Consider the following 18,178-nt stretch of genomic DNA (forward strand, 5'->3'; position numbering starts at 1 on the left):
GGCCCGGGCCTTGCGGGAGATACGTGATGGCAACCATTCGGCAGAAACTCGTTCCGCACCTGTGGTTCGACCACCAGGCCAGAGAGGCGGCCGAGTTCTACGCCTCGGTCTTCGAGAACTCGTGGGTCGAGAGCTCGGTCACCCTGGAGGGGACCCCGTCTGGCTCGGTGGAGGTCGTCACCTTCTTCGTACTGGGGCAGGAGTTCCAGGCGATCAGCGCGGGCCCGCTGGTCCCGTTCAACGAATCGATCTCGTTCATGGTCAAGTGCGACACGCAGCAGGAGATCGACTACTACTGGGACAAGCTGACGGCCGATGGCGGGCAGGAGGTGGAATGCGGCTGGCTGAAGGACAAGTTCGGCCTGTCCTGGCAGATCGTCCCCGCAGTGATGGACGGGATGATGCAGTCTGGTGATCCGGTGGCGCTGGCGCGGATCACGCAGGCGTTCCTGAAGATGAAGAAGTTCGACATCGCGGCCCTGGTTCGAGCCTTTGAGGGCCGGTGAAATGGACGCCCGCGGGCCCAGGATGGCCGAGGTGCTGCACCTGACCGTATCCATCGCGCGCACTCCCGCGGATGTCTATGCCTTTGCCTCCGATCCGAGAAACCTCCCGTTATGGGCCGAAGGGCTCGCCCGCTCGGACGTTCGGCAGCAGGGGGATGCGTGGGTCGTGGAAGGACCCGCTGGGAGGGTGACGGTGCGGTTTGCACCGCCCAACGATCTCGGTGTGATGGACCACGATGTCGAGCTTCCCTCGGGCGTGATTGTTCACAACCCCATGCGCGTCCTGCCGAACGGCGAGGGCAGCGAGCTGGTGTTCAGCCTTTTCCGGCAGCCGGGGATGTCCGACGAACAGTTTGTTGCGGACCGGTCCGCGGTAGAGAAGGACCTGGACCAACTGAAAAGTCTCCTGGAAGAAAACCCGGCCCTTCCTAGTCGGGACGCAGCCAGCGGGTAAACCAGTCCGTTGCCAGATCGGCCGCCTGCTCCAGGGTGCCCGGTTCCTCGAACAGGTGAGTGGCGCCCGGGATGATCGCGAGCTTGCAAGGGGCGTGCATGCGGGCCTGGGCCTGGCGGTTGAGCTCGATCACCATGGTGTCGTCGCCCCCGACAATCAGCAGGGTGGGCGACGCCACCCGCGGCAGGGCCTCGCCCGCCAGATCCGGGCGCCCGCCGCGGGAGACGACGGCGCGGATGGTATCGGGGGCCGCCCCTGCCGCTTGTAATGCGGCCGCCGCCCCGGTGCTGGCGCCAAACAGGCCCATCGGGAGCCCTGCGAGTCGGGGTTGCGAAGCGGCCCATTCGCAGGCCTGTACGAGCCGTCGGGCCAGTAGCGGGATGTCGAACCGGTTCTCGTAGGTGCGATCCTCGATCTCGGTCAGGAGGTCGAACATCAGCGTGGCAAGATTGGCTGCCTGCAGCACGTGGGCCACCTGATGGTTGCGCCGGCTGAGGCGGCTGCTGCCGCTTCCATGGGCGAACACGACCAGCCCGGCGGGCGCCTCGGGCAGGCCGAGGATCCCCTGATGGGGATGCCCGTCCAGGGCGAAGGTTACATCCTGTTGCTCAGCGCGAGACATCGGGTTTGCGGGTGCGGTGGGCGGTGGCGAGGAGGTCGATCACCTCGTCGTCCGAGGTCTGTTCGAAGGATTCGTAGTAGGAGCCGACCGAGCCCCGGTAGTACACCGGGCGGTCCAGGGTCACCACGTGGTCGACCTCGGCCTCGAGCAGCTCCGCCGTATCGGCCGGGGCCACGGGGATTGCCACGACGATCTGGCTGGGGCGGCGTAGCCGGGCGTCGCGGATGGCTGCGCGCATGGTCAGGCCGGTGGCAATGCCATCATCGACGATGATCGCCAGTCTGCCGGCGACGTCCGGGGCGGGCGTGGTGCAGTACAGTTCGCGCCGTCGCCGGGCCTCGGCACGTGCGCGGGCTTCGGCGTGTTCCAGCCATTCGGGGTCGATGCGTTCCTCCTCGCGGCGGTTGCAGACGCGCTCGCCCTGTTCCGGAACCGCGCAGATCGCGTATTCGGGGTGGAACGGGTGGCCGATCTTGCGCGGGATCAGCAGATCCAGCGGCATGTCCAGGTGACGCGCGACCTCGGCCCCAAGCGGGACACCGCCGCGCGGCAGGGCATACACCACGCCGGGCTGGCCACGGAAGCGGTCCAGCGCCTGCGCGAGCCGCCGGCCGGCGTCGGTACGGTCCCGAAAACGCATGGGCCCTCCGATCAGTACGCAATTGAACTGACCTGAAGTGTAGGCCCGAGAGGGCAGGAATACGGGGAGGTCTGAGCAAAATAGGAGACCTCGGCGCGGCCCCTCTTGCGCTGTTCGGCCTAGCGGATCTCGAGATTGTGGTAGCGGATCACGCGGTCGAGTTCGGCGGGGTGCAGTTCCAGGCTGTAATTCAGGCGCAGGCGTTCGATCAGGCCCGCTCGGTGGCTGGGCGGTGGGTCCATCTGCTGGATGAACTGGCCGACGTCCTCGACGACCGCCCAGGGATAGAGCAGCCAGCGCCACTCGCGGACGGTGTGGCTGCGGAAGTCGGCCGGACAGGTGGTCGTGGTCTTTTCGTGCAGGACGGCGGTACGCACCGCCTCGGGCTTGAAGGTCTCCAGGTAGGGGCGTGCCGCGGTCAGGGTATCGCCGCTGTCGTTGACGTCGTCCACTAGCAGGACGCGTTCACCGCGGACCTCGCCACTTAGCGGCACCGTCACGGCCGCAGCCTGCTTCTTGCGGGCGCCGGAAGTGTAGTGCTCCACCTTGAGGCTCAGCAGTTTGTGGACCTGCAGGAAGTCGCACAGAAATCGCGCTGGCATGAAGCCGCCACGGGCAATGGCGACGATCGAGTCCGGCCGGAAGCCGCTGTCCAGGACCTGGCGGGCGAGGGTGTCCGAGGCGTCGACCACCGCGTCCACACTGATCAGTTCTACCGGCATCTTGCGGGCTTCAGACATCGCGGGCGCTCTCCATCGCGGCTTCAGCAAGGATGTTATCGGCCGACCAGAAAGAGCAAGCGTGCGATGAAGGCGATGGTCAGGATGATCCATCCGATGGGATAGGGCAGTACGCCGGTAAAGAATGCGGCCAGGCTGGCGACCAGCAGGAGGCCAAGGATAAGTAACGGGGTGTCCATACCGGTAGGATTGGGGGATGCGGCGTTGGTTCGCAGACGAGGCCTTCGAGGGCAAGCGAACGGAACGACGGGCCCTGGCGCCGGACGATTGAGAGAGGCTTGATGACTCAGACTAGTAACAATCCCGTCCACTCCCTGGAGATCGGCACGGTTCGCCTGCCCGGGGGCGGAACGATCGGGATGACGCTTTGTCCCGGCAAGTGCGAGCCGGGTGCGCCCGGTGGCCAGCGGGACCTGGAGGCGGATCTGGCAGCGATCCGGGACTGGGGAGCGACCGCCGTGGTCACGCTGAACCAGGGGCATGAACTGGACGCGCTGGGGGTACCCGAGCTTGGCGAGGCCGTGGATGCGGCGGGGATGGCGTGGCTGCACCTGCCGATCGGTGACATGGCGGCCCCGGATCGCCCATGGGAGTTGCGATGGGGCGAGGTCGGCCCCGAGGTGCACCGGCGGCTGGATGCGGGTGAGGGGGTGATTTTTCACTGCGGTGGCGGGTTTGGCCGCGCGGGGACGATTGCGGCCTTGACGCTGATTGAGCAGGGCCTCGCTCCCGAGGAGGCCATCGCAACCGTGCGCGGGGCGCGCCCCGGCGCGATCGAGAGCCCGGACCAGCAGCGCTATTTGTTGAGCCTGTCCGCTACCGGGGTCTAATGATCCGGGCGTGGACGCTGCCGGTCTGCGGTTTTTCGCGGTGACTTCTGCAGCTTCGCCTCCACGTTGTCGATGATTTCCCGGCTCAGGGTCTGGATCAGCGGTTTGGCCGCCTGGCGGACCGTCTCTTCGAGCAGCGGATTGTCCAGCTCGTACTCCAGACGCAAGTGAATCGTCGTCCCGTCTCTCGCGGGTGTCAGGTAATAGGTGCCGCGATTCTGCACGCCGGTCAGCGATTGCCAGGAAAAGCGCTCCGGTGGTTCCGATTCTGTGATCTCGACATCGAAATTCAGAGGGATGCCGGCGATGCGGACGACCCATCGGTAGCGGCCCTCCCCGACGCGCGCTATCGTTTCGATGGCCTCGCTGTAATGGACGAACTCCTCGACCCGCGTGATCAGGGCGAATACATCGGGTCGGTCCGCGCGGATGTGGGCCTGGTGCTCGATCGTGGGCATGGTCAGAGACGGGGTTCGGAGGAATTCGAGTATGCAGGGAGGCAACCCGGTATGCACCACGTGCCCCGTCCCGGGTGGTAGTGGTTGCGAGGCGCTTTCCGGGAGCTACTGCGCATGAAGGTGCTCGTGATCCTGGGCCACCCGCGTACCGACAGCCTGTGCGGCGCGCTGGCCGCGGCCTACCGTGATGGCGCCCGGTCCTCCGGGGCGGAAGTCCGCTCCCTGGAGCTGGCAAATCTCGAGTTCGATCCGCACGTTCACACGCCTTCGCCGAATGAGCAGGCGCTGGAAGACGACCTGGACGCAGCGCGCGAACTGGTCGCCTGGGCCGATCACCTCGTATTCGTCTTCCCCACCTGGTGGGGCACCATGCCGGCGCTGCTCAAGGGTTTCCTCGATCGGGTGATGACGCCCGAGTTCGCCTTTCGCAGTTGCGAGGGCGGTACCGGATACGAGGGACTGCTGCAGGGCCGATCCGCACAGCTGATCACCACGATGGATACCCCGGTACTGATCCATCGGTTGCTGTATCGCCAGCCGGGGATCAACGCGATGGCGCGGGCTACCCTGGGCTTTTGCGGCATCCGCCCGGTGCGCTCGCTGATGCTGGGCTCGGTGCGCGAGGCTGACGCCCGTCAGCGCGAGGTGTGGCTCGAGCGTGCACGACAGGAAGGGCTGCGCCTGCAGCACGGGCGCGAGAGCCTGCGCGAGCAGGCCGCCTTCAAGCTGGGGGGCTGGCTGCAGGCCCTGCGCCTGCAGTTCTACCCGATGACCTTTGTGGCCTACACCGCAGGGGCCCTGGCAGCGGCCCCGGACGGTGGTGTGCTGCGCAATCCGGCTTTCTGGCTGGGCTATCTGTGCCTGTTCCTGCTCGAGGTGGCGACGGTCCTGGTCAATGAACGGGTGGATTTCGGCTCCGATCGCCAGAACCGTTTCTACAGCCCGTTTACCGGCGGGTCGCGGGTGCTGGTGGAGGGGCGGCTGTCCCTGCGCGAGCTCAACGCCGGTACGGCGGTGGCGCTGGGGGGCTTCGCGGCGGCTTTTGCCGCACTGGTCGCCGTTGCGCCCGGCGATGCCGGTCCCATGCTGTGGGTGACGGGTGTGCTGGCGTTGCTCGCGATCGGGTATACGGCGCCGCCCCTGAAGCTCAGCTATCGCGGGCTGGGGGAGGTGGATGTCGCGCTGACTCACAGCCTGGGCGTGTTGCTGTGCGGGTATGTGTTTCTCGCGGGGGACTGGACGGACCCCTTGCCCTGGTGGCTGAGCCTGCCGCTGTTCCTGGCCATCATCCCGTCGATTACGCTTTCCGGTATACCCGATCGTGAGGCGGACGCCGCCGTGGCCAAACGTACCCTGGCGGTGCGACTGGGGAATGGTGGTGCCCTCGTTGTGGCGCTGGTGTTCACCGTTCTGGCGGCGGTTGCCGGAGCGGCATTCCACCTGACCGGTTGGGCTCAGGGGGCCTATGCAGGGATTGCCTATTTCGTCGTGCCGCATGCGGCGTGGCTGACGTGGCTCCTGTGGCGCGAGCGGCAGCGCGGGGCCCCCGGCGGACGTATCGACGGGCTGATGGCGGTATCGCTAGCCTATGTCCTGTGGTTTGGCCTGGTGCCGCTGGTGAATCTCGCCGCGGCTTGAGTGACTGGATGCCGGCCTCCGGCTGATTCAGAGGCCGGGCGGTGCGGTATGGAGGATGTGAGCGATGTTGGGACGGCTGTTAGCGGGCATTGCGGTTTTGGGCATGTTGTCGCTGCCGGCGGTGGCGGATCAGCGCGAGGCGTTTCATATCGCGGGTGATCAAGACGAGGCGCCGTATGGGTACATCAACCGCGACGGGCGCTTTGTCGGTCACTACGTACAGTTGATGCAGGAGGCCTTTGCCCACTTGTGGGTGCCACTGCGCCACGAGCCCTACGAATGGGAAGAGGCGCAGCGCCTGGTGAAGGAGGGCAAGGCCGACGCGATCATTACCACCATGACGCCGGAGCGCGAGGAGTATCTGATCGCGAACGAGGTCGCCCTGGCAGAGCCGGAATGGGTGGCCTTCGTGCGCGAGGATCACCCCGAGCGTGATGAATTGCTGGCCAAGGAGCGGCTGGAGGACTTTCCCGGATACCGCGTGCTGGACTACGCCGGCAACGGCTGGGGCAAGGCCAACCTGGAGGGTCTGGACGTGCAGCGCGAGGGCACGCTGTCGGAGAACCTGCGCCGCCTGGCGGCCGGCGAGGGAGACGTGCTGATCAACATGAGCGAGGTGACGGAACACACGATCCGGGAGCTGAAGCGGGCCTATCCCGACGAGGCGGATGCCCTGGATCGGATCGTAGCTTCCTCCAACGTGCTGGACGTGACCTCGATGCGCCTGCTGGTGCGCAAGGACTCGCCGCATGCGCACCTGGTGCCGCGCATCGACAAAGTCCTGCGGGAGCTGGGGATCTGACTCCTGCGCTGGAGAGACGTTAGTCTTGCGGGGTAATCGCGGGTACAGGCCGGTCTTCGCCCCGCCAGTCGAACAGGATATGCAGGACCGGTTCGACCGCGGGGGGATATTCCGTCAGGGGGCCGGGCACCAGAAGACCGCGGTGCGAGGCCTCCAGGATCTGGGGCTCGGGGTGTCCTTCCAGTGACAGGGACTCGACTGGCACGACCCCGTCACCGACACCTTCGCTGGCGTCTTGCCACCATTCGCCAATGCGCTCGGGCAGGTTCTCGATACCGAACTGCTCGCTCAGGGACTGCAGGCTGGCCTCCATCGCCGGGGTGGGCTCGGGTACCACGCCGCCGATGATGCGCACGGGAATGCCCTCTGGCCAGGGACGCTGATTCAGGTCCGCGAGAAACTCGCTGTCGGGCCGCAGATCGATCTTGGCCGCGCCCGTGCCGTCGCGCAGGCCGGCGAAAAGCGAAAAGCGCTGTTCGCGAATGTCGGTGAGCCATTCGCGCACCTCGAGCCAGACACGCAGGCGTGCCCAGTCGGAGCCCTGGTTGGGGGTAGCGACCAGGATCACGCCGGCAATTGGTGGCCCTTCGACCCCTGGGTCTTCGCCTGTCGGGTGTCGCCAGCGGGTAACAAAATCGCGGATCACGAGCCCACCCATGCTGTGCCCCACCAGGATCACGGGCTGGTCGGTCTCCAGCGTTTCCCAGTACTCGGCCAGGAGATCGGCGCTGTGATCAATCGCCTGGTCGTTCGGATAGCGAAACTCCCAGCCGTTGATCCCTGCGGTATCGAGGGCGGACGCCAGCGTGTCCCAGATATCGCCGGGCTCGTCGAGCCCGTGCAGCATCACGACTTCGGGGGGGGCGCTGTCATCGAATACCGTGGATCGCGGGACAAAGCCGCGAAGCTCGTCGGGCAGTTCCATGACCTCCGGAAACCATTCGTGCAGGCGGTCCTGGACCTCCACACGCAGCTCGCGCTCCTGTTCCGGGTGCTGTTCCGTCCAGGTCACCCAGGCGATGAACGCGAGAAGCGGCAAGCCGAGCAGGACGGCGGCGGCGTACAGCCGCTTGCGGGAGAGTCTTTTGCGGCGCGGGTCGCGGTTCATATTCCCTAACGATTGAGCATGCGGGGGTGGATCGCAAGCCTGGCGCGGTGTCGGATGTGGCGAACGGGGCACGGGGTATGCGAGGCGTGATGTGTATCATGCCCCGTACGATTGTTGTCGGAGTGTCCGCATGCGTCATTCGCCGCTTTTGTTGTTGCTGTTTCTGCCGTTCTTTCTCTCCGCCTGTGCGGGCCTGGATGTCCGCGACTTTGGCCTGAATGGGGAGGGGAGTGGTGGTGACCGGGCGGAAGACGCGATCCGCGAGGCCCTGCGAGTCGGCACCGAACGGACCGTGGAGCGTACGGGGCAGGAAGACGGCTACTGGGGCAACCAGGCCATCCGGATCGGTCTGCCACAGGAGTTGCGGCAGGCCGGGGATATGCTGCGCAGTGCCGGGCTGGGCAGCCAGGTCGACGATCTCGAGCGGCGCATGAACCGGGCCGCCGAGGCGGCCGCACGAGAGGCGGCCCCGGTGTTCGTGAGCGCGATACGGGGCATGCAGCCGTCCGACGTTCACGCGGTACTGCGCGGTGATGACGATGCCGCGACTCAGTACCTGCGCGGTGCGTCCGAGTCGGATCTGCGCGAGCGCTATGCGCCCGTGGTGCGCGAGCACATGGAGGGCGCCGGGGTGTACCGGGTGTACCAGCCGCTGCGCGACGCGGCCAGCCGTATCCCCGGCCTGGCCGATCTGGATGTGGACCTGGATCGCTATGTGACCGACCACGCACTGGACGGTCTGTTTACCATCCTGGCGGACGAGGAACGTCGCATTCGCGAGGACCCGGCCGCGCGCACGACGCAACTTCTGCGGGAGTACTTCGGCCCAAGCTAAACCTGACGCCGAGCAGAACGGTGGGCCCCGTGGCATTGCGCCTGGGGCTTTTTTGCAGGTGAAGGACCTTGTCGGTGTTGACCGAGGCGGGGAGTGGGTCGGAGCGACACGGGTCGGGGCGATGCATGTGTCTGAATGACCCACTTCTGGATGTGATGGAGTTCCATTCGGTCAAGGCATCCAAGTGCGGGAACCGCATGAGGGCGCGATATGCAGCATTCAGGACAAATTGGCACGGAGGCTGCAGCGTTTCAGACCAGACGGCCCGTGCATGGCGACGGGCTATCGCAATCCAACCGATCTGATGAAGCAGGAGGCGCAGCATGGGACACAAGACCGCTACCGCATATTCGATCGCCCTGGCTTTCGGGCTCGCATTGGGTGGCACGGGCATCGTGGCGGCGGATGATCCGAATGTGTTCGAGCAGGAATGGACCGATGATCCCCAGATGTCTGCCGAGGACGTCAGTGAGAGCGACCTGGAAAGCTTTCTGGCCGCCGCGGAAGCCGCCCAGGACATCCGCGCGGAATACGCAGATGACATCGCGGAAGCAGAAGGCGAGGAAGCCCAGGAGCTGCGCGACGAGGCCAATGACGAGATGGTCGCCGCGATTGAGGATGAAGGGCTGACCGTCGAGGAATACCAGGAGATTGCCTACCTGATCGATAACGACAGCGACCTCGGTGAGCAATTCGCCGAGATCGCGGAGGGTTCGTAACCTCCGGGAGTACTACGCCCGATATCTCCCAGGACCCCGGCGGCGGCGCTGTGCCCGCCGGGTTTTTTTACGCGCGTGTTGCCTCCGGCGTTGGGGGATGGTCCGGATCGACGTTGTCGATCATCAGGAGCGAGGGGATCTGGTCTGCGGTCAGCGGCCGCGCAAAATAGAACCCCTGAATCAGATCGAAGCCGAGTTCCTGGCCGCGCTCGACCTGTTCGAGGGTTTCGATGCCCTCGGCGACCATCTTCAGCCCGAGGGAACTGGCCAGCAGTACGATGCCTCGTGCGAGATCTTCGGCCGAAGGGTCATGGCCGAGACGGGACACCAGCTGCCGGTCGAGTTTAAGCGTGTCGATCGGGAAGCGGTTGAGGTAGGCGAGGGACGAATACCCAGTGCCGAAATCATCGATGGCAAGATGCACCCCCAGATGTTTCAGGGCCTCGAGGGCGGGCTCGGCATCCTCCAGGGCGAGAACGCTCTCGGTGAGTTCGATGGTTAGCAGTTCAGGCGGCAGGTGGTGGCGATTGAGTGCCGACGCGACGTCATATGCGAGCTCGGGGCGAACCAGGTCCCGGGCGGAGAGATTGATCGCGGTGTACCAGGGTCCGCGGCCCTGCTCCCGCGCGAGGGTCGCCCATTCCTCGGTCTGCCGGCAGCCTTCGGCGATTACCAGTTCGCCGATGTCATGGATCAGGGAGGAGTCCTCCGCCACGTCGAGAAAGTCCGCTGGAGCGAGTTCGCCGTGTGCGGGGTGCTGCCAGCGAATCAGCGCCTCGACCCCGACAAAACGGCGCTGGCGGAGCGAATAGATCGGCTGGTAGCGCAGAAAGAATTCGTTGTGTTTCAGCCCTCGGCGGATGTCGAACTCCTGGCGCATGCGCCGGAGCTCTTCGGTGACCGGGTGCAGCGCGGGAATGACCAGCCAGGCCATCAATTGCCCGATGCCGACGAAGAAGGCAGTGCGCGTCAGCCAGCGTTCCGTCTCCTGTGCGGTAGCGGCCGCGACATCGACATAGGTCAGCGGACCGGCGAGTACGCCGGCCACCAGTGCCACGATGAGGGCGGCGCCGGGACCGAAGCGCGCGGCGGCAAACAGGATGGGCACGTAGTAGAAGTGCGGCACGATGCTGTCGGCGCCACCCGCCAGGTACGGCATTAACCAGGAGATCAACAGGCCGGCGACGATGATCAGCGTCGCGGATAAAAAGGACATCCCGACCCAGGCGCGAAGCGTGGTTCGAGCCAGATAGTCGGAATACCGGATATTCGCGGCCAACGGTTGTACCGACTCGAACCTGGACATCGCGAGGCATCCTTTGGCCTTCCTGGCCGGCGTTGCGCCCTGTCGGGGCAGAGCAAGTATGGCGGCGCGGTCGCGGATCCTCAGCGATAACCGCCCTGGCCGTTATAGGCAGTTGTAAGTCGTTGTTCTGGAGTGTAGTTCATAGGAACAGGAAAGGGAAGCCCTGGCCGCTCAGCGATCGGTCCGGGTGTCCTGGTTTGAGACCTCGGGGACGCGGCGCGGAGTGGGAGGCCCCGCGCCAAGGCCGCCAGGGAGACGCTGATTGAATCGCGCGTCCGCGCTCGAGTCGCTTTTGCGTGCGTTTAATGCGCGGTGACGGCCGTGCAGTCATTCTGCACAAAGGTGCCGCAACGCCGTTCCCACGCCCGTTTCTGATAACAACGGGCGGCCGAGCCCCTGCTTTCAATGGCGCGCGGGGCTTCGGCCGTCAGGAGTAACCCGCGGTCCGGATGGTTCTGCATGGCGGATGTGCGTGGCCTCGTGCAGGCCGGGTCAGATGCGCGGGATCGAGGAAACCGATTGAACAACATGGCTGGCGCCTTCGCGAATTTCGGCCATGATCTGCTGTACCGACAGGACCTGTTGGCGCCCTTGTTCCGCCACCTTGTTCACAGTGTCGATACGCTCGGCGATCGCCTGGGTGCCTTGCAGGTTGCCATGAATGACCTCGGCAATCTGACTGGTGGCGTCGCGTGTATCGGACGCGAGCTTGCGGACCTCCTGTGCCACCACGGCAAAGCCGCGCCCTTGCTCGCCGGCACGCGCGGCCTCGATAGCGGCATTGAGGGACAGCATCTTGGTGGTCTCCGCCACGCTGCGGATGGTCTCGATGATTGATTCGATGCTGCGCGCCTCGGCATTGAGTCGATCGATCGCCGATTTGGTTTCGGCCACATGCTGGCGGATCTGTTCGGAGTTGGTCGCGTTGGCCTCCAGCGAGGCCTCCCCACGTTGCGCGCCATCCGCTGTTTTCTGGGCCATTTCGCAGGCGATGGCGGAGGCCTCCCGGGTGCGCTCGGCCATGTGCACGCTGGCGGTGATGTCTGTGGCGAACTTGATGACCTTCACGGTGCGGCCCTGGTCATCGAGGATCGGGTTGTAGGTGGCCTCCAGCCAGATCTCCTCGCCGGAGGACTTGAAACGGCGGAATTTGCCGCTCATGAAGCGCCCGCCGGCGAGGTCTCGCCAGAAATTCGGGTTCTCGCGGTAGAAGGCGTCGTCGCAGAACATCCGGTGGTGCTGGCCCTGAATGTGTTCGAGCGGGTAACCGACGGCCTGCAGGAAGTTGTCGTTGGCCTTGAGGATGGTGCCGTCCGGCGTGAACTCAATGACCGCCTGGGAGCGATCCAGCGCCTCGAATACGGCTGCCTGGTCGTGGAGCGTCTCCATCTTGCCGGTCACATTCGATGCGATTATGACGACCTTGTACACCTCGCCCCGGGCATCGCGTACCGGAAAGTAGGTGGCCTCCAGCCAGATGGTTTCGCCAGCTCGCGTGACCCTGGGGAAGGTGCCGGCGTGGGACTCGCCCGCAGCCAGCTGCTGCCAGAACTGCCGGTATTCCATGGAGCGAACATAGGCCGGGTCGCAGAACATCCGATGGTGCTGGCCGATCACATCCTCGCGGGGGTGACCGACGGTCTCGAGGAAGTGCGAGTTGGCGTCGAGCACCGTACCGTTCGGCGCAAATTCGATATAGGCGACGGCATCGCGGACGGCCGCGAGTATCGCCGTGGCGTCGTCGCGGGAAACCGCAAGGGGTGCGCCCTGGGTGGGGAGCCGGGTGGCATTTGCACACATGGGCACATCCTGAGCGGTTGGTTGATGACGCCCTATTGAACTCCATGTACATACATTGTACAAGAGCTGTACATAAAGAAAGTTCGAGGGTGCAGAAATGGAGAAAAAGAACAAGACCACATGGCCGGTGTACCGTGCGAGCGCATGGGTAGCGCCGCTGCTGGTTTTTTCTGTACTGCTGCTGGCGGGTTGCGCCACTACCTTCCCGGATCCTGATGACGACCGGGCTTTCGCGGACGGGATGACGGCCCAGGAACTGTTCGACCGGACCATGGCCGCTCACGGCGGGGACCTTCGCGAGTACGACGGCGACCTGAACCAGGCTACGGACGGGGAGTGGGGGCGAATGGTGCAGCGCGTGCAGCCGCTGGTGGCGGATGGTGGGTACCGTGGCCAGGGCGAGGAGCGCTACCGCCCGGCGGACGAGCTGTATGCGGTGCATTACACGGGGCCGGAGGGCACCAAGACGGTCATCCGCCAGCGTGACGAGATTCGCGTGTACTACAACGGCGAACGCAGCGAAGACGAGGACCGGATTCATGCTACCGCGATGACGACCGATGCCGGCAAGCTGTTCCACTATGGGCCGACCTTCGTGAAACACCGGGCGACATCGATGACGCGGCTGGAAGATCGCCGTGAGGGTGGCGTGGACTACCGTCGCGTGCTGGCCACGATCCAGCCCGGTTTCGGCAAGGCCGACGAAGACCAGGTGGTGATGTGGATCCACCCCGAAACGGATCGCCTCTACCGGGTGCACATCACCCTGACCGGCTTCGAGCCGACCCGGAATGCCCATGTCGATACCACCTTCCTGGAGTACGAGAAGGTCGGACCGTATACGCTGCCATCGCGCTTCGAGGAGCGCGTGCTCGGGCCGATTCGGCTGTTTGTGCACGAATGGTGGGTGACGGGTCGTGACCAGGACCGTGGCTGGACCGACGATGATGTCCGGGGGGCGGAGTTCTCCGGCGCGGCTGCGCGGCCGGCAGGAGAGTAGGGACGCCTCGCCCCTGGTTACTGGAGCAGGCGCAGGAAGGTCTGCGGTAGCGCGTTGGCCTGAATGAGCACGGCGACTCCGGCCTGTTGCAGGATCTGGGCGCGCACGAGGCGGGTGACCTCGGCCGCGTAATCGGCATCCAGGATACGGCTGCGGGCGGCCGCCAGGTTGTCACTGGTAATGCCCAGGTTGGTAATCGTCGACTCGAAGCGGTTCTGGATGGCCCCGAACTGGCTGCGCCGCGCGTTGACCGCGTCCAGTGCGGCATCCAGACGTGAGAGGGCATCGCTGGCCCCTTGGCGCGTGGTCAGGTCGACATCGTTCAGGCTTCCCCCGGGTTCGGTGGTGGCCGGCAGCCCGAGCGTGTCGATGGCGGTCTCACCCGAGATCGTCAGGGTCTCGCGGGCGATTAGGTTCAGCCGGCCGTCGTCGGTCAGGACCGCGCGTCCGGTGGATCCGAGGGCACGGTCGATCGCGGTCGCCAGTTCCTGGGGCGTGCGATAGTGGCCCGCAGGGATCTCCACCGGGTCGCGCTCGCCCACACGGATGAAGAAATCCTGATCCACCTCCAGCGGATCGCTGGCGAAGGCGGCCTCCAGTTCGCCGGAATAGGCGCTCGCAATGTCGCCCACGAAGCGGTTGCGCATGCTGTCGCCGAGGTCGATGGCGAGCGTCTGTCCGGCATTGGCGCCGATCTGGAAGAACGCGGTGCCCATGGACCCATCCAGCAGCGAACGGCCGTTAAAGGTTGTCTGGGTCGCGATGCGGTCGTTCTCGGCCAGGAGCTGGCGAACCTCGCGGTCGATGGCGCCACGATCCGAGGTCGACAGGGTGGCATTGGCCGCCTGTATAGCCAGCTCGCGGACACGTTGCAGGTTGCCGGTCATGGAGCCCAGGGCGCCCTCGGCGGTCTGGGCCAGCGAGATGCCATCCTGCGCGTTGCGCATGGCCTGGTTCAGGCCGCGGATCTGGGTTGTGAAGCGTTCGGAGATGGCCAGCCCGGCGGCGTCGTCGCGCGCCGAATTGATACGCTGGCCCGAAGCGAGGCGCTGAAAGGCCGTCTGCAGGGCGGCCTGCGACTGGCGCAGGTGGCGCTGGGCATTGAGCGACAGGAGGTTGGTGGCAACACTCAACACCTGGGCCATTTTGTCGGGTCTCGCACGCCACAAGGGCGATCCGGCGAAGGGCCGGATTCCGCAGCCGGAATTTCCCGTCCACAGCGGCTTAACGGCCGCGTTTGAGGAAACTTGAGGGCAGGGGTTCCGGTTAGATACGCCAGGTGGTGGGCCCTGGCGTGCACATCGGCGCGTGTTTGCTTAGGCTGCGCCGATTGGACTGGATTGGAGAGGGGCATGGCCGATACGCAACCCGAGCGCAGGCAGTCGCTGTTCTGGCGCACGCTGATCGCGATCCTGCTCGGGGTCGGGCTGGGGGTCGTCTGGCTGTATGTGACCGCCCTGCTGGGGCTCGGCGGCGGGATCGACTTCATGCCCGTACCGCTGGCCCGGACCTTCGAGTGGGGTACGCCGCTGTTGCTGCTGGGCGGTGTCGTCGGGTTTGCGCTGGGCTGGCGGCGGGTGGCGGCTACGCTGTTCGGCCTGGCGGGGGTACTGCTGCTGGCGGCCCTGGCCTTCGAGGGGGCACGCGTGATCCTGCAGGACCCCGAGGCGCGCAGCTACGAGCACCAAATGGCGCAAACGGCGCGGGAAGGGGCGCTGCAGATCGCCGAGTGCGACAACGGCGAGACGCTACTGGTGCGCGAGGACCGAGTGACGTCGGAGGGGGTCGCCGTACTGCAGATCCAGCGCATCCATGTGGATGGGCGTCTGGACCCGGAGTTGCTGGCGAGCACGGGAGTAGGGTTTACGCCGACTATTAGCGAGGGCATGCGACCGTATCTCGATGGCTCGGTCGAATGTGGCCTGGAAGGCTTTTCCAGTGCTGGCGAGGCGCTTGGCCGGTTGGAGGCGTTTATTCAGGAACATCTGCCGCGGCACTCCAGTGCCGTGGCGCCGGTGGAGCCGGAGTAGCTGCATCGGCATTGGGCTGGCGAACGCGGCAAGTCCAGTAGATACCGTGGAATTCGAGCATGGCGGCTTCGCCCTTGGTCCAGAACACGATCTGCTCGCCGGGGTTGGCGTAGCGCGCCCCGGAGGCCACCTCGGTCGCCTGTAATACGGCCCTGGAGCGGCCAAAACGCAACTCGGCCTCGTTGCCACTGAAGCTCGCCATCAGGTTCGGGCCACGGTCACAGCTGTAGGGCACATCGCGTGCCTGTTCAGCGGTCGGGGGCAGGGTGCCGCAGGCCGCCAGTGCCAGCGTGGCGCTGATGACAATCCAGGTTCTCACGCGCCGGTGCTCCCGTGGGAAGAATGGACTTTTCATCATACGCGTAACAGGCTGGCGCACGTGAAGGAACACTGTGACTCCGGGTTCGAACCGTTATAGTGAGGGCCCGGCCCCGTCAGGCGATTACGCTTTGTTTCCTCGCTGGTTTCTGGTTGTCTACCTGCTGTTTGTCTGCGTCCTGGTGCCGGTCTACGCGGTCCAGTATGGCTGGCTCAATTTCCTCTGGCTGTCCAATCTCGCGCTGATCGCCGGGTGCGCGGCGGCGTGGCTGGAGAGCCGGCGTCTGGCGAGCATGCTGGCGGTAGGCGTGGTGCTGCTGGAGATGGGGTGGGTGATCGACTTCCTGCTGGGGCTTGTGTTGCTGGGCAACCCGCCCTTCGGCTTTGTCGCCTACATGTTCGATCCGGAGATTCCGCTCTACCTGCGGCTGTTTTCCCTTTACCACCTGCCGCTGCCCTTTGTCCTGCTGTGGATGGTCTGGCGCCTGGGGTACGACCCGCTGGCGGGGCGTTTGTGGATACTGGTGGGCTGGGCCGTCTTGCTGGTGTCGTACCTTCTCTCGACCCCTGAGGCGAACGTGAACTGGGTGCTTGGACCGTGGGCGCGCCCTCAGGAGCTGGTGCATCCGTACGTGTGGCTCGCAGCCCTGATGGCCGGCTGCGCCCTGGTCTGGTGGCTGAGCCATCGCATGCTGTGGTGGGGCATGGGTCGTTTCGGGCATGTTCATCCGCGCCGGGAAGATGAGCGCGGTTGATCTGACGCAGTGGGCCCCGGCCCGGGACAGGCGATACTCTCCCGGGAACGCTTTTTCGAGGATCGCGCGCGCATGACGCTTTTCTGGGTGGCCCTGGTGCCGTTCGTGGTGCTGTTTGTCTGGCTGGTGCCGCTGCGTCGGCCGGCCTACGAGGCCGCGCCACTGGCGTATCTGGCGACACTGATCATTGCCCTGTGGGTCTGGCAGATGCCGGGGGCCGTGCTGGGTGCCAGCCTGCTGGATGCGGGGGTGGTGTTTGTCGAGGTCATGCTGATCGTGGCCGTCGCGCTGTTGGTGCTGAACGTGATGATCGCGACGGGCCACATGGATGCGATCCAGTCGGTGATCGCCAGTGTGTCGCGCGACCCGCGCGTGCTGGCGATGTTGCTGGGGTGGGGCCTGGTCGGATTCGTGGAGGGTATCGCCGGGTTCGGGACCCCGGCCGTGCTGGCCGCACCGCTGCTCGTCTATTTCGGGATGAAGCCACTGAAGGCCGTGGCGATCGCGCTGATCGGCAACAGCACGGCCGTGCCGTTTGGCGCGGCGGGCACTCCCGTGGTGATCGGCTTCGCGGGGCTGGGGCTGGACGATGCGGTGGTGCAGGAGGCGGTGGTTCGCACGGCATTCATTCTGGCGCTGCTGGCCGTTTTTATCACCACCTTCATGATCTGGGTCACCACGCTGGGCGAAGAGAAGGGGCGTTTTCGCGAGTTTGTGCCGTTCGCGGTGCTCTCCGCACTCGCGTTCGGTATTCCGTATGCCCTGGTGGCGTGGCTGATTGGCCCGGAACTGCCCTCGATCGTGGGGGGCATCGTCGCGATGGGGGTCATCGCGCTGGCAGCGCACAAGGGCTTTCTGCTTCCCGCTGGGCAGCGCAGCGCCGAGGCCGATCCTGCCCCGATCGGGCGCGTGCTGCTCGCCTTCGTGCCGTTTGCCGTGATGTCGGTGTCACTGATCGCTTCGCGCACGGTGATGCCGCTGCGCGAGGCCCTGCAATCGGTGCGCTGGTCGCTGGGCGAGTTTCAGGGGGTGGAGCTGGGGCAGAGCCTGGCCCCGCTGTACACGCCTTATTTCTACTTTGCCCTGGCGCTGGTCACCGCGCTGATCTTGTTTCGCGTGGGGCGCGCCGCGCTGGGCGAGGCCGTGGTGGCCACCGGGCGCAAGCTGCGGGTGGCCGCGATTGTGCTGATCTTCATCATCGCGCTCACCCAGGTCCTGCTGATGTCCGAGCTTAACGCGGCGGGGCTGCCCTCGATGCCTCAGGTACTGGGGCAGGGCCTGGCGGAGTGGCTGGGGGGTACGTTCGTGCTGTTCAGCGGATTCCTGGGGGCGCTGGGGTCGTTCATGACCGGAAGCGCGACGGTCTCCAATCTGCTCTTTGCTCGTCTGCAGGCGGATACCGCGGAGGCGTTGGCGTTGTCGTTACCGTCGATTCTCGCCCTGCAGTTGATCGGCTCAGGTGTGGGCAACATGATCTCTTTGCACAACATCGCGATGGCGGCCGCCGCCTGCGGCCTCCAGGCGCGCGAAGGGCAGGTGGTGCGGGAGACGATTGTGCCCGTGGTCGTGGTCTGTCTCGGGGCCGGGTTGCTGGCTTTTGTCTGGTAAGCCTCCGGC

Annotated in this window: 21 protein-coding genes; 11 read left to right on the forward strand and 10 right to left on the reverse strand. The window is 65.6% G+C overall.

What is annotated here, in order from left to right; translation table 11 throughout:
• Positions 1 to 26 precede the first annotated feature (26 nt).
• Together F813_RS0107435 and F813_RS0107440 are read left to right on the forward strand one after the other, a co-directional pair.
• Positions 27 to 506, forward strand: coding sequence for a VOC family protein (locus F813_RS0107435; protein WP_017926078.1), 480 nt, complete (start codon positions 27 to 29; stop codon positions 504 to 506).
• Between the two features lies 1 nt (position 507).
• Positions 508 to 960, forward strand: coding sequence for an SRPBCC family protein (locus tag F813_RS0107440; RefSeq protein ID WP_017926079.1), 453 nt, complete (start codon positions 508 to 510; stop codon positions 958 to 960).
• Here F813_RS0107440 and F813_RS0107445 read toward each other — a convergent pair.
• The 4 genes from F813_RS0107445 to F813_RS14440 all read right to left on the reverse strand — a co-directional run bounded on the left by F813_RS0107445 (position 935) and on the right by F813_RS14440 (position 3,141).
• Positions 935 to 1,582 (reverse strand): dienelactone hydrolase family protein, encoded by a 648-nt coding sequence (locus F813_RS0107445; RefSeq protein WP_017926080.1) that lies wholly within the window; start codon positions 1,580 to 1,582, stop codon positions 935 to 937. The two genes, F813_RS0107440 and F813_RS0107445, sit on opposite strands and share 26 nt — an antisense overlap.
• A complete protein-coding gene (locus tag F813_RS0107450) occupies positions 1,569 to 2,222 on the reverse strand; it encodes a phosphoribosyltransferase (protein ID WP_017926081.1) in 654 nt (217 codons plus the stop codon). The genes F813_RS0107445 and F813_RS0107450 overlap by 14 nt, the downstream gene beginning before the upstream one ends.
• A gap of 119 nt (positions 2,223 to 2,341) precedes the next feature.
• Positions 2,342 to 2,962, reverse strand: coding sequence for a phosphoribosyltransferase (locus F813_RS0107455; protein ID WP_017926082.1), 621 nt, complete (start codon positions 2,960 to 2,962; stop codon positions 2,342 to 2,344).
• A gap of 35 nt (positions 2,963 to 2,997) precedes the next feature.
• Positions 2,998 to 3,141 carry a hypothetical protein gene (locus tag F813_RS14440; protein WP_012982802.1) on the reverse strand — a complete coding sequence of 48 codons (144 nt, stop codon included), beginning with the start codon at positions 3,139 to 3,141 and terminating at the stop codon, positions 2,998 to 3,000.
• Positions 3,142 to 3,243: 102 nt separating this feature from the next.
• Between F813_RS14440 and F813_RS0107465 the strand changes: the two genes are divergently transcribed.
• Entirely contained in the window at positions 3,244 to 3,792 is a 549-nt protein-coding gene (locus tag F813_RS0107465) for a cyclin-dependent kinase inhibitor 3 family protein (RefSeq protein ID WP_012982801.1), read from the forward strand.
• Here F813_RS0107465 and F813_RS0107470 read toward each other — a convergent pair.
• On the reverse strand, positions 3,789 to 4,250 hold the full coding sequence (locus F813_RS0107470; RefSeq protein WP_012982800.1) for an SRPBCC family protein: 462 nt from the start codon (positions 4,248 to 4,250) through the stop codon (positions 3,789 to 3,791). The two genes, F813_RS0107465 and F813_RS0107470, sit on opposite strands and share 4 nt — an antisense overlap.
• 114 nt (positions 4,251 to 4,364) lie before the next feature.
• Here F813_RS0107470 and F813_RS0107475 point away from each other — a divergent pair, with 114 nt between their 5' ends.
• Positions 4,365 to 5,888 (forward strand): NAD(P)H-dependent oxidoreductase, encoded by a 1,524-nt coding sequence (locus F813_RS0107475; protein WP_017926083.1) that lies wholly within the window; start codon positions 4,365 to 4,367, stop codon positions 5,886 to 5,888.
• 103 nt (positions 5,889 to 5,991) lie between these two features.
• Positions 5,992 to 6,690: an ABC transporter substrate-binding protein gene (locus F813_RS0107480; RefSeq protein WP_026148191.1), complete on the forward strand. Its 699-nt coding sequence runs from the start codon at positions 5,992 to 5,994 to the stop codon at positions 6,688 to 6,690.
• A 19-nt stretch (positions 6,691 to 6,709) separates the two neighbouring features.
• On the opposite strand, the gene F813_RS0107485 is transcribed toward F813_RS0107480, so the two are convergent.
• The gene (locus F813_RS0107485) at positions 6,710 to 7,798 is read right to left on the reverse strand and encodes a lecithin--cholesterol acyltransferase (protein WP_017926085.1); all 1,089 of its coding nucleotides are present in this window, start codon (positions 7,796 to 7,798) and stop codon (positions 6,710 to 6,712) included.
• Positions 7,799 to 7,928: 130 nt separating this feature from the next.
• Here F813_RS0107485 and F813_RS0107490 point away from each other — a divergent pair, with 130 nt between their 5' ends.
• Entirely contained in the window at positions 7,929 to 8,633 is a 705-nt protein-coding gene (locus F813_RS0107490; protein WP_017926086.1) for a DUF4197 domain-containing protein, read from the forward strand.
• Positions 8,634 to 8,956: 323 nt separating this feature from the next.
• Positions 8,957 to 9,352, forward strand: a complete 396-nt coding sequence (locus tag F813_RS0107495) for a DUF4168 domain-containing protein (RefSeq protein ID WP_012982795.1) — start codon at positions 8,957 to 8,959, stop codon at positions 9,350 to 9,352.
• 67 nt (positions 9,353 to 9,419) lie between these two features.
• Here F813_RS0107495 and F813_RS0107500 read toward each other — a convergent pair whose 3' ends face one another.
• A complete protein-coding gene (locus F813_RS0107500) occupies positions 9,420 to 10,658 on the reverse strand; it encodes a bifunctional diguanylate cyclase/phosphodiesterase (RefSeq protein WP_026148192.1) in 1,239 nt (412 codons plus the stop codon).
• Positions 10,659 to 11,150: 492 nt separating this feature from the next.
• Positions 11,151 to 12,458 (reverse strand): PAS domain-containing methyl-accepting chemotaxis protein, encoded by a 1,308-nt coding sequence (locus F813_RS0107505; RefSeq protein WP_017926087.1) that lies wholly within the window; start codon positions 12,456 to 12,458, stop codon positions 11,151 to 11,153.
• A 241-nt stretch (positions 12,459 to 12,699) separates the two neighbouring features.
• Between F813_RS0107505 and F813_RS0107510 the strand changes: the two genes are divergently transcribed.
• Positions 12,700 to 13,458, forward strand: a complete 759-nt coding sequence (locus tag F813_RS0107510; protein WP_026148193.1) for a hypothetical protein — start codon at positions 12,700 to 12,702, stop codon at positions 13,456 to 13,458.
• A gap of 17 nt (positions 13,459 to 13,475) precedes the next feature.
• Here F813_RS0107510 and F813_RS0107515 read toward each other — a convergent pair whose 3' ends face one another.
• A complete protein-coding gene (locus tag F813_RS0107515; protein WP_017926089.1) occupies positions 13,476 to 14,603 on the reverse strand; it encodes a flagellin in 1,128 nt (375 codons plus the stop codon).
• Positions 14,604 to 14,810: 207 nt separating this feature from the next.
• On the opposite strand from F813_RS0107515, the gene F813_RS0107520 reads away from it, so the two are divergent.
• Positions 14,811 to 15,488 (forward strand): hypothetical protein, encoded by a 678-nt coding sequence (locus F813_RS0107520; RefSeq protein WP_017926090.1) that lies wholly within the window; start codon positions 14,811 to 14,813, stop codon positions 15,486 to 15,488.
• Here F813_RS0107520 and F813_RS14035 read toward each other — a convergent pair.
• Complete coding sequence (locus tag F813_RS14035) at positions 15,430 to 15,807, reverse strand: MliC family protein (protein WP_041444234.1); 378 nt, start codon at positions 15,805 to 15,807, stop codon at positions 15,430 to 15,432. The genes F813_RS0107520 and F813_RS14035 overlap by 59 nt on opposite strands.
• Before the next feature lie 130 nt (positions 15,808 to 15,937).
• Here F813_RS14035 and F813_RS0107525 point away from each other — a divergent pair, with 130 nt between their 5' ends.
• A complete protein-coding gene (locus F813_RS0107525) occupies positions 15,938 to 16,561 on the forward strand; it encodes a hypothetical protein (RefSeq protein ID WP_017926091.1) in 624 nt (207 codons plus the stop codon).
• A gap of 72 nt (positions 16,562 to 16,633) precedes the next feature.
• Positions 16,634 to 18,169: an L-lactate permease gene (locus F813_RS0107530; RefSeq protein WP_012982787.1), complete on the forward strand. Its 1,536-nt coding sequence runs from the start codon at positions 16,634 to 16,636 to the stop codon at positions 18,167 to 18,169.
• The last annotated feature ends 9 nt before the right edge of the window (positions 18,170 to 18,178 follow it).

Source organism: Thioalkalivibrio sp. HL-Eb18 (assembly GCF_000364985.1).
In the GTDB taxonomy this organism is placed as follows: Bacteria; Pseudomonadota; Gammaproteobacteria; order Ectothiorhodospirales; family Ectothiorhodospiraceae; genus Thioalkalivibrio.

Coding starts and splice junctions, on each gene's coding strand:
- F813_RS0107435 (WP_017926078.1), top strand. CDS start 27: ATGGCAACCATTCGGCAGAAACTCGTTCCGCACCTGTGGTTCGACCAC.
- F813_RS0107440 (WP_017926079.1), top strand. CDS start 508: ATGGACGCCCGCGGGCCCAGGATGGCCGAGGTGCTGCACCTGACCGTA.
- F813_RS0107445 (WP_017926080.1), bottom strand. CDS start 1,582: ATGTCTCGCGCTGAGCAACAGGATGTAACCTTCGCCCTGGACGGGCAT.
- F813_RS0107450 (WP_017926081.1), bottom strand. CDS start 2,222: ATGCGTTTTCGGGACCGTACCGACGCCGGCCGGCGGCTCGCGCAGGCG.
- F813_RS0107455 (WP_017926082.1), bottom strand. CDS start 2,962: ATGTCTGAAGCCCGCAAGATGCCGGTAGAACTGATCAGTGTGGACGCG.
- F813_RS14440 (WP_012982802.1), bottom strand. CDS start 3,141: ATGGACACCCCGTTACTTATCCTTGGCCTCCTGCTGGTCGCCAGCCTG.
- F813_RS0107465 (WP_012982801.1), top strand. CDS start 3,244: ATGACTCAGACTAGTAACAATCCCGTCCACTCCCTGGAGATCGGCACG.
- F813_RS0107470 (WP_012982800.1), bottom strand. CDS start 4,250: ATGCCCACGATCGAGCACCAGGCCCACATCCGCGCGGACCGACCCGAT.
- F813_RS0107475 (WP_017926083.1), top strand. CDS start 4,365: ATGAAGGTGCTCGTGATCCTGGGCCACCCGCGTACCGACAGCCTGTGC.
- F813_RS0107480 (WP_026148191.1), top strand. CDS start 5,992: ATGTTGTCGCTGCCGGCGGTGGCGGATCAGCGCGAGGCGTTTCATATC.
- F813_RS0107485 (WP_017926085.1), bottom strand. CDS start 7,798: ATGAACCGCGACCCGCGCCGCAAAAGACTCTCCCGCAAGCGGCTGTAC.
- F813_RS0107490 (WP_017926086.1), top strand. CDS start 7,929: ATGCGTCATTCGCCGCTTTTGTTGTTGCTGTTTCTGCCGTTCTTTCTC.
- F813_RS0107495 (WP_012982795.1), top strand. CDS start 8,957: ATGGGACACAAGACCGCTACCGCATATTCGATCGCCCTGGCTTTCGGG.
- F813_RS0107500 (WP_026148192.1), bottom strand. CDS start 10,658: ATGTCCAGGTTCGAGTCGGTACAACCGTTGGCCGCGAATATCCGGTAT.
- F813_RS0107505 (WP_017926087.1), bottom strand. CDS start 12,458: ATGTGTGCAAATGCCACCCGGCTCCCCACCCAGGGCGCACCCCTTGCG.
- F813_RS0107510 (WP_026148193.1), top strand. CDS start 12,700: ATGACGGCCCAGGAACTGTTCGACCGGACCATGGCCGCTCACGGCGGG.
- F813_RS0107515 (WP_017926089.1), bottom strand. CDS start 14,603: ATGGCCCAGGTGTTGAGTGTTGCCACCAACCTCCTGTCGCTCAATGCC.
- F813_RS0107520 (WP_017926090.1), top strand. CDS start 14,811: ATGGCCGATACGCAACCCGAGCGCAGGCAGTCGCTGTTCTGGCGCACG.
- F813_RS0107530 (WP_012982787.1), top strand. CDS start 16,634: ATGACGCTTTTCTGGGTGGCCCTGGTGCCGTTCGTGGTGCTGTTTGTC.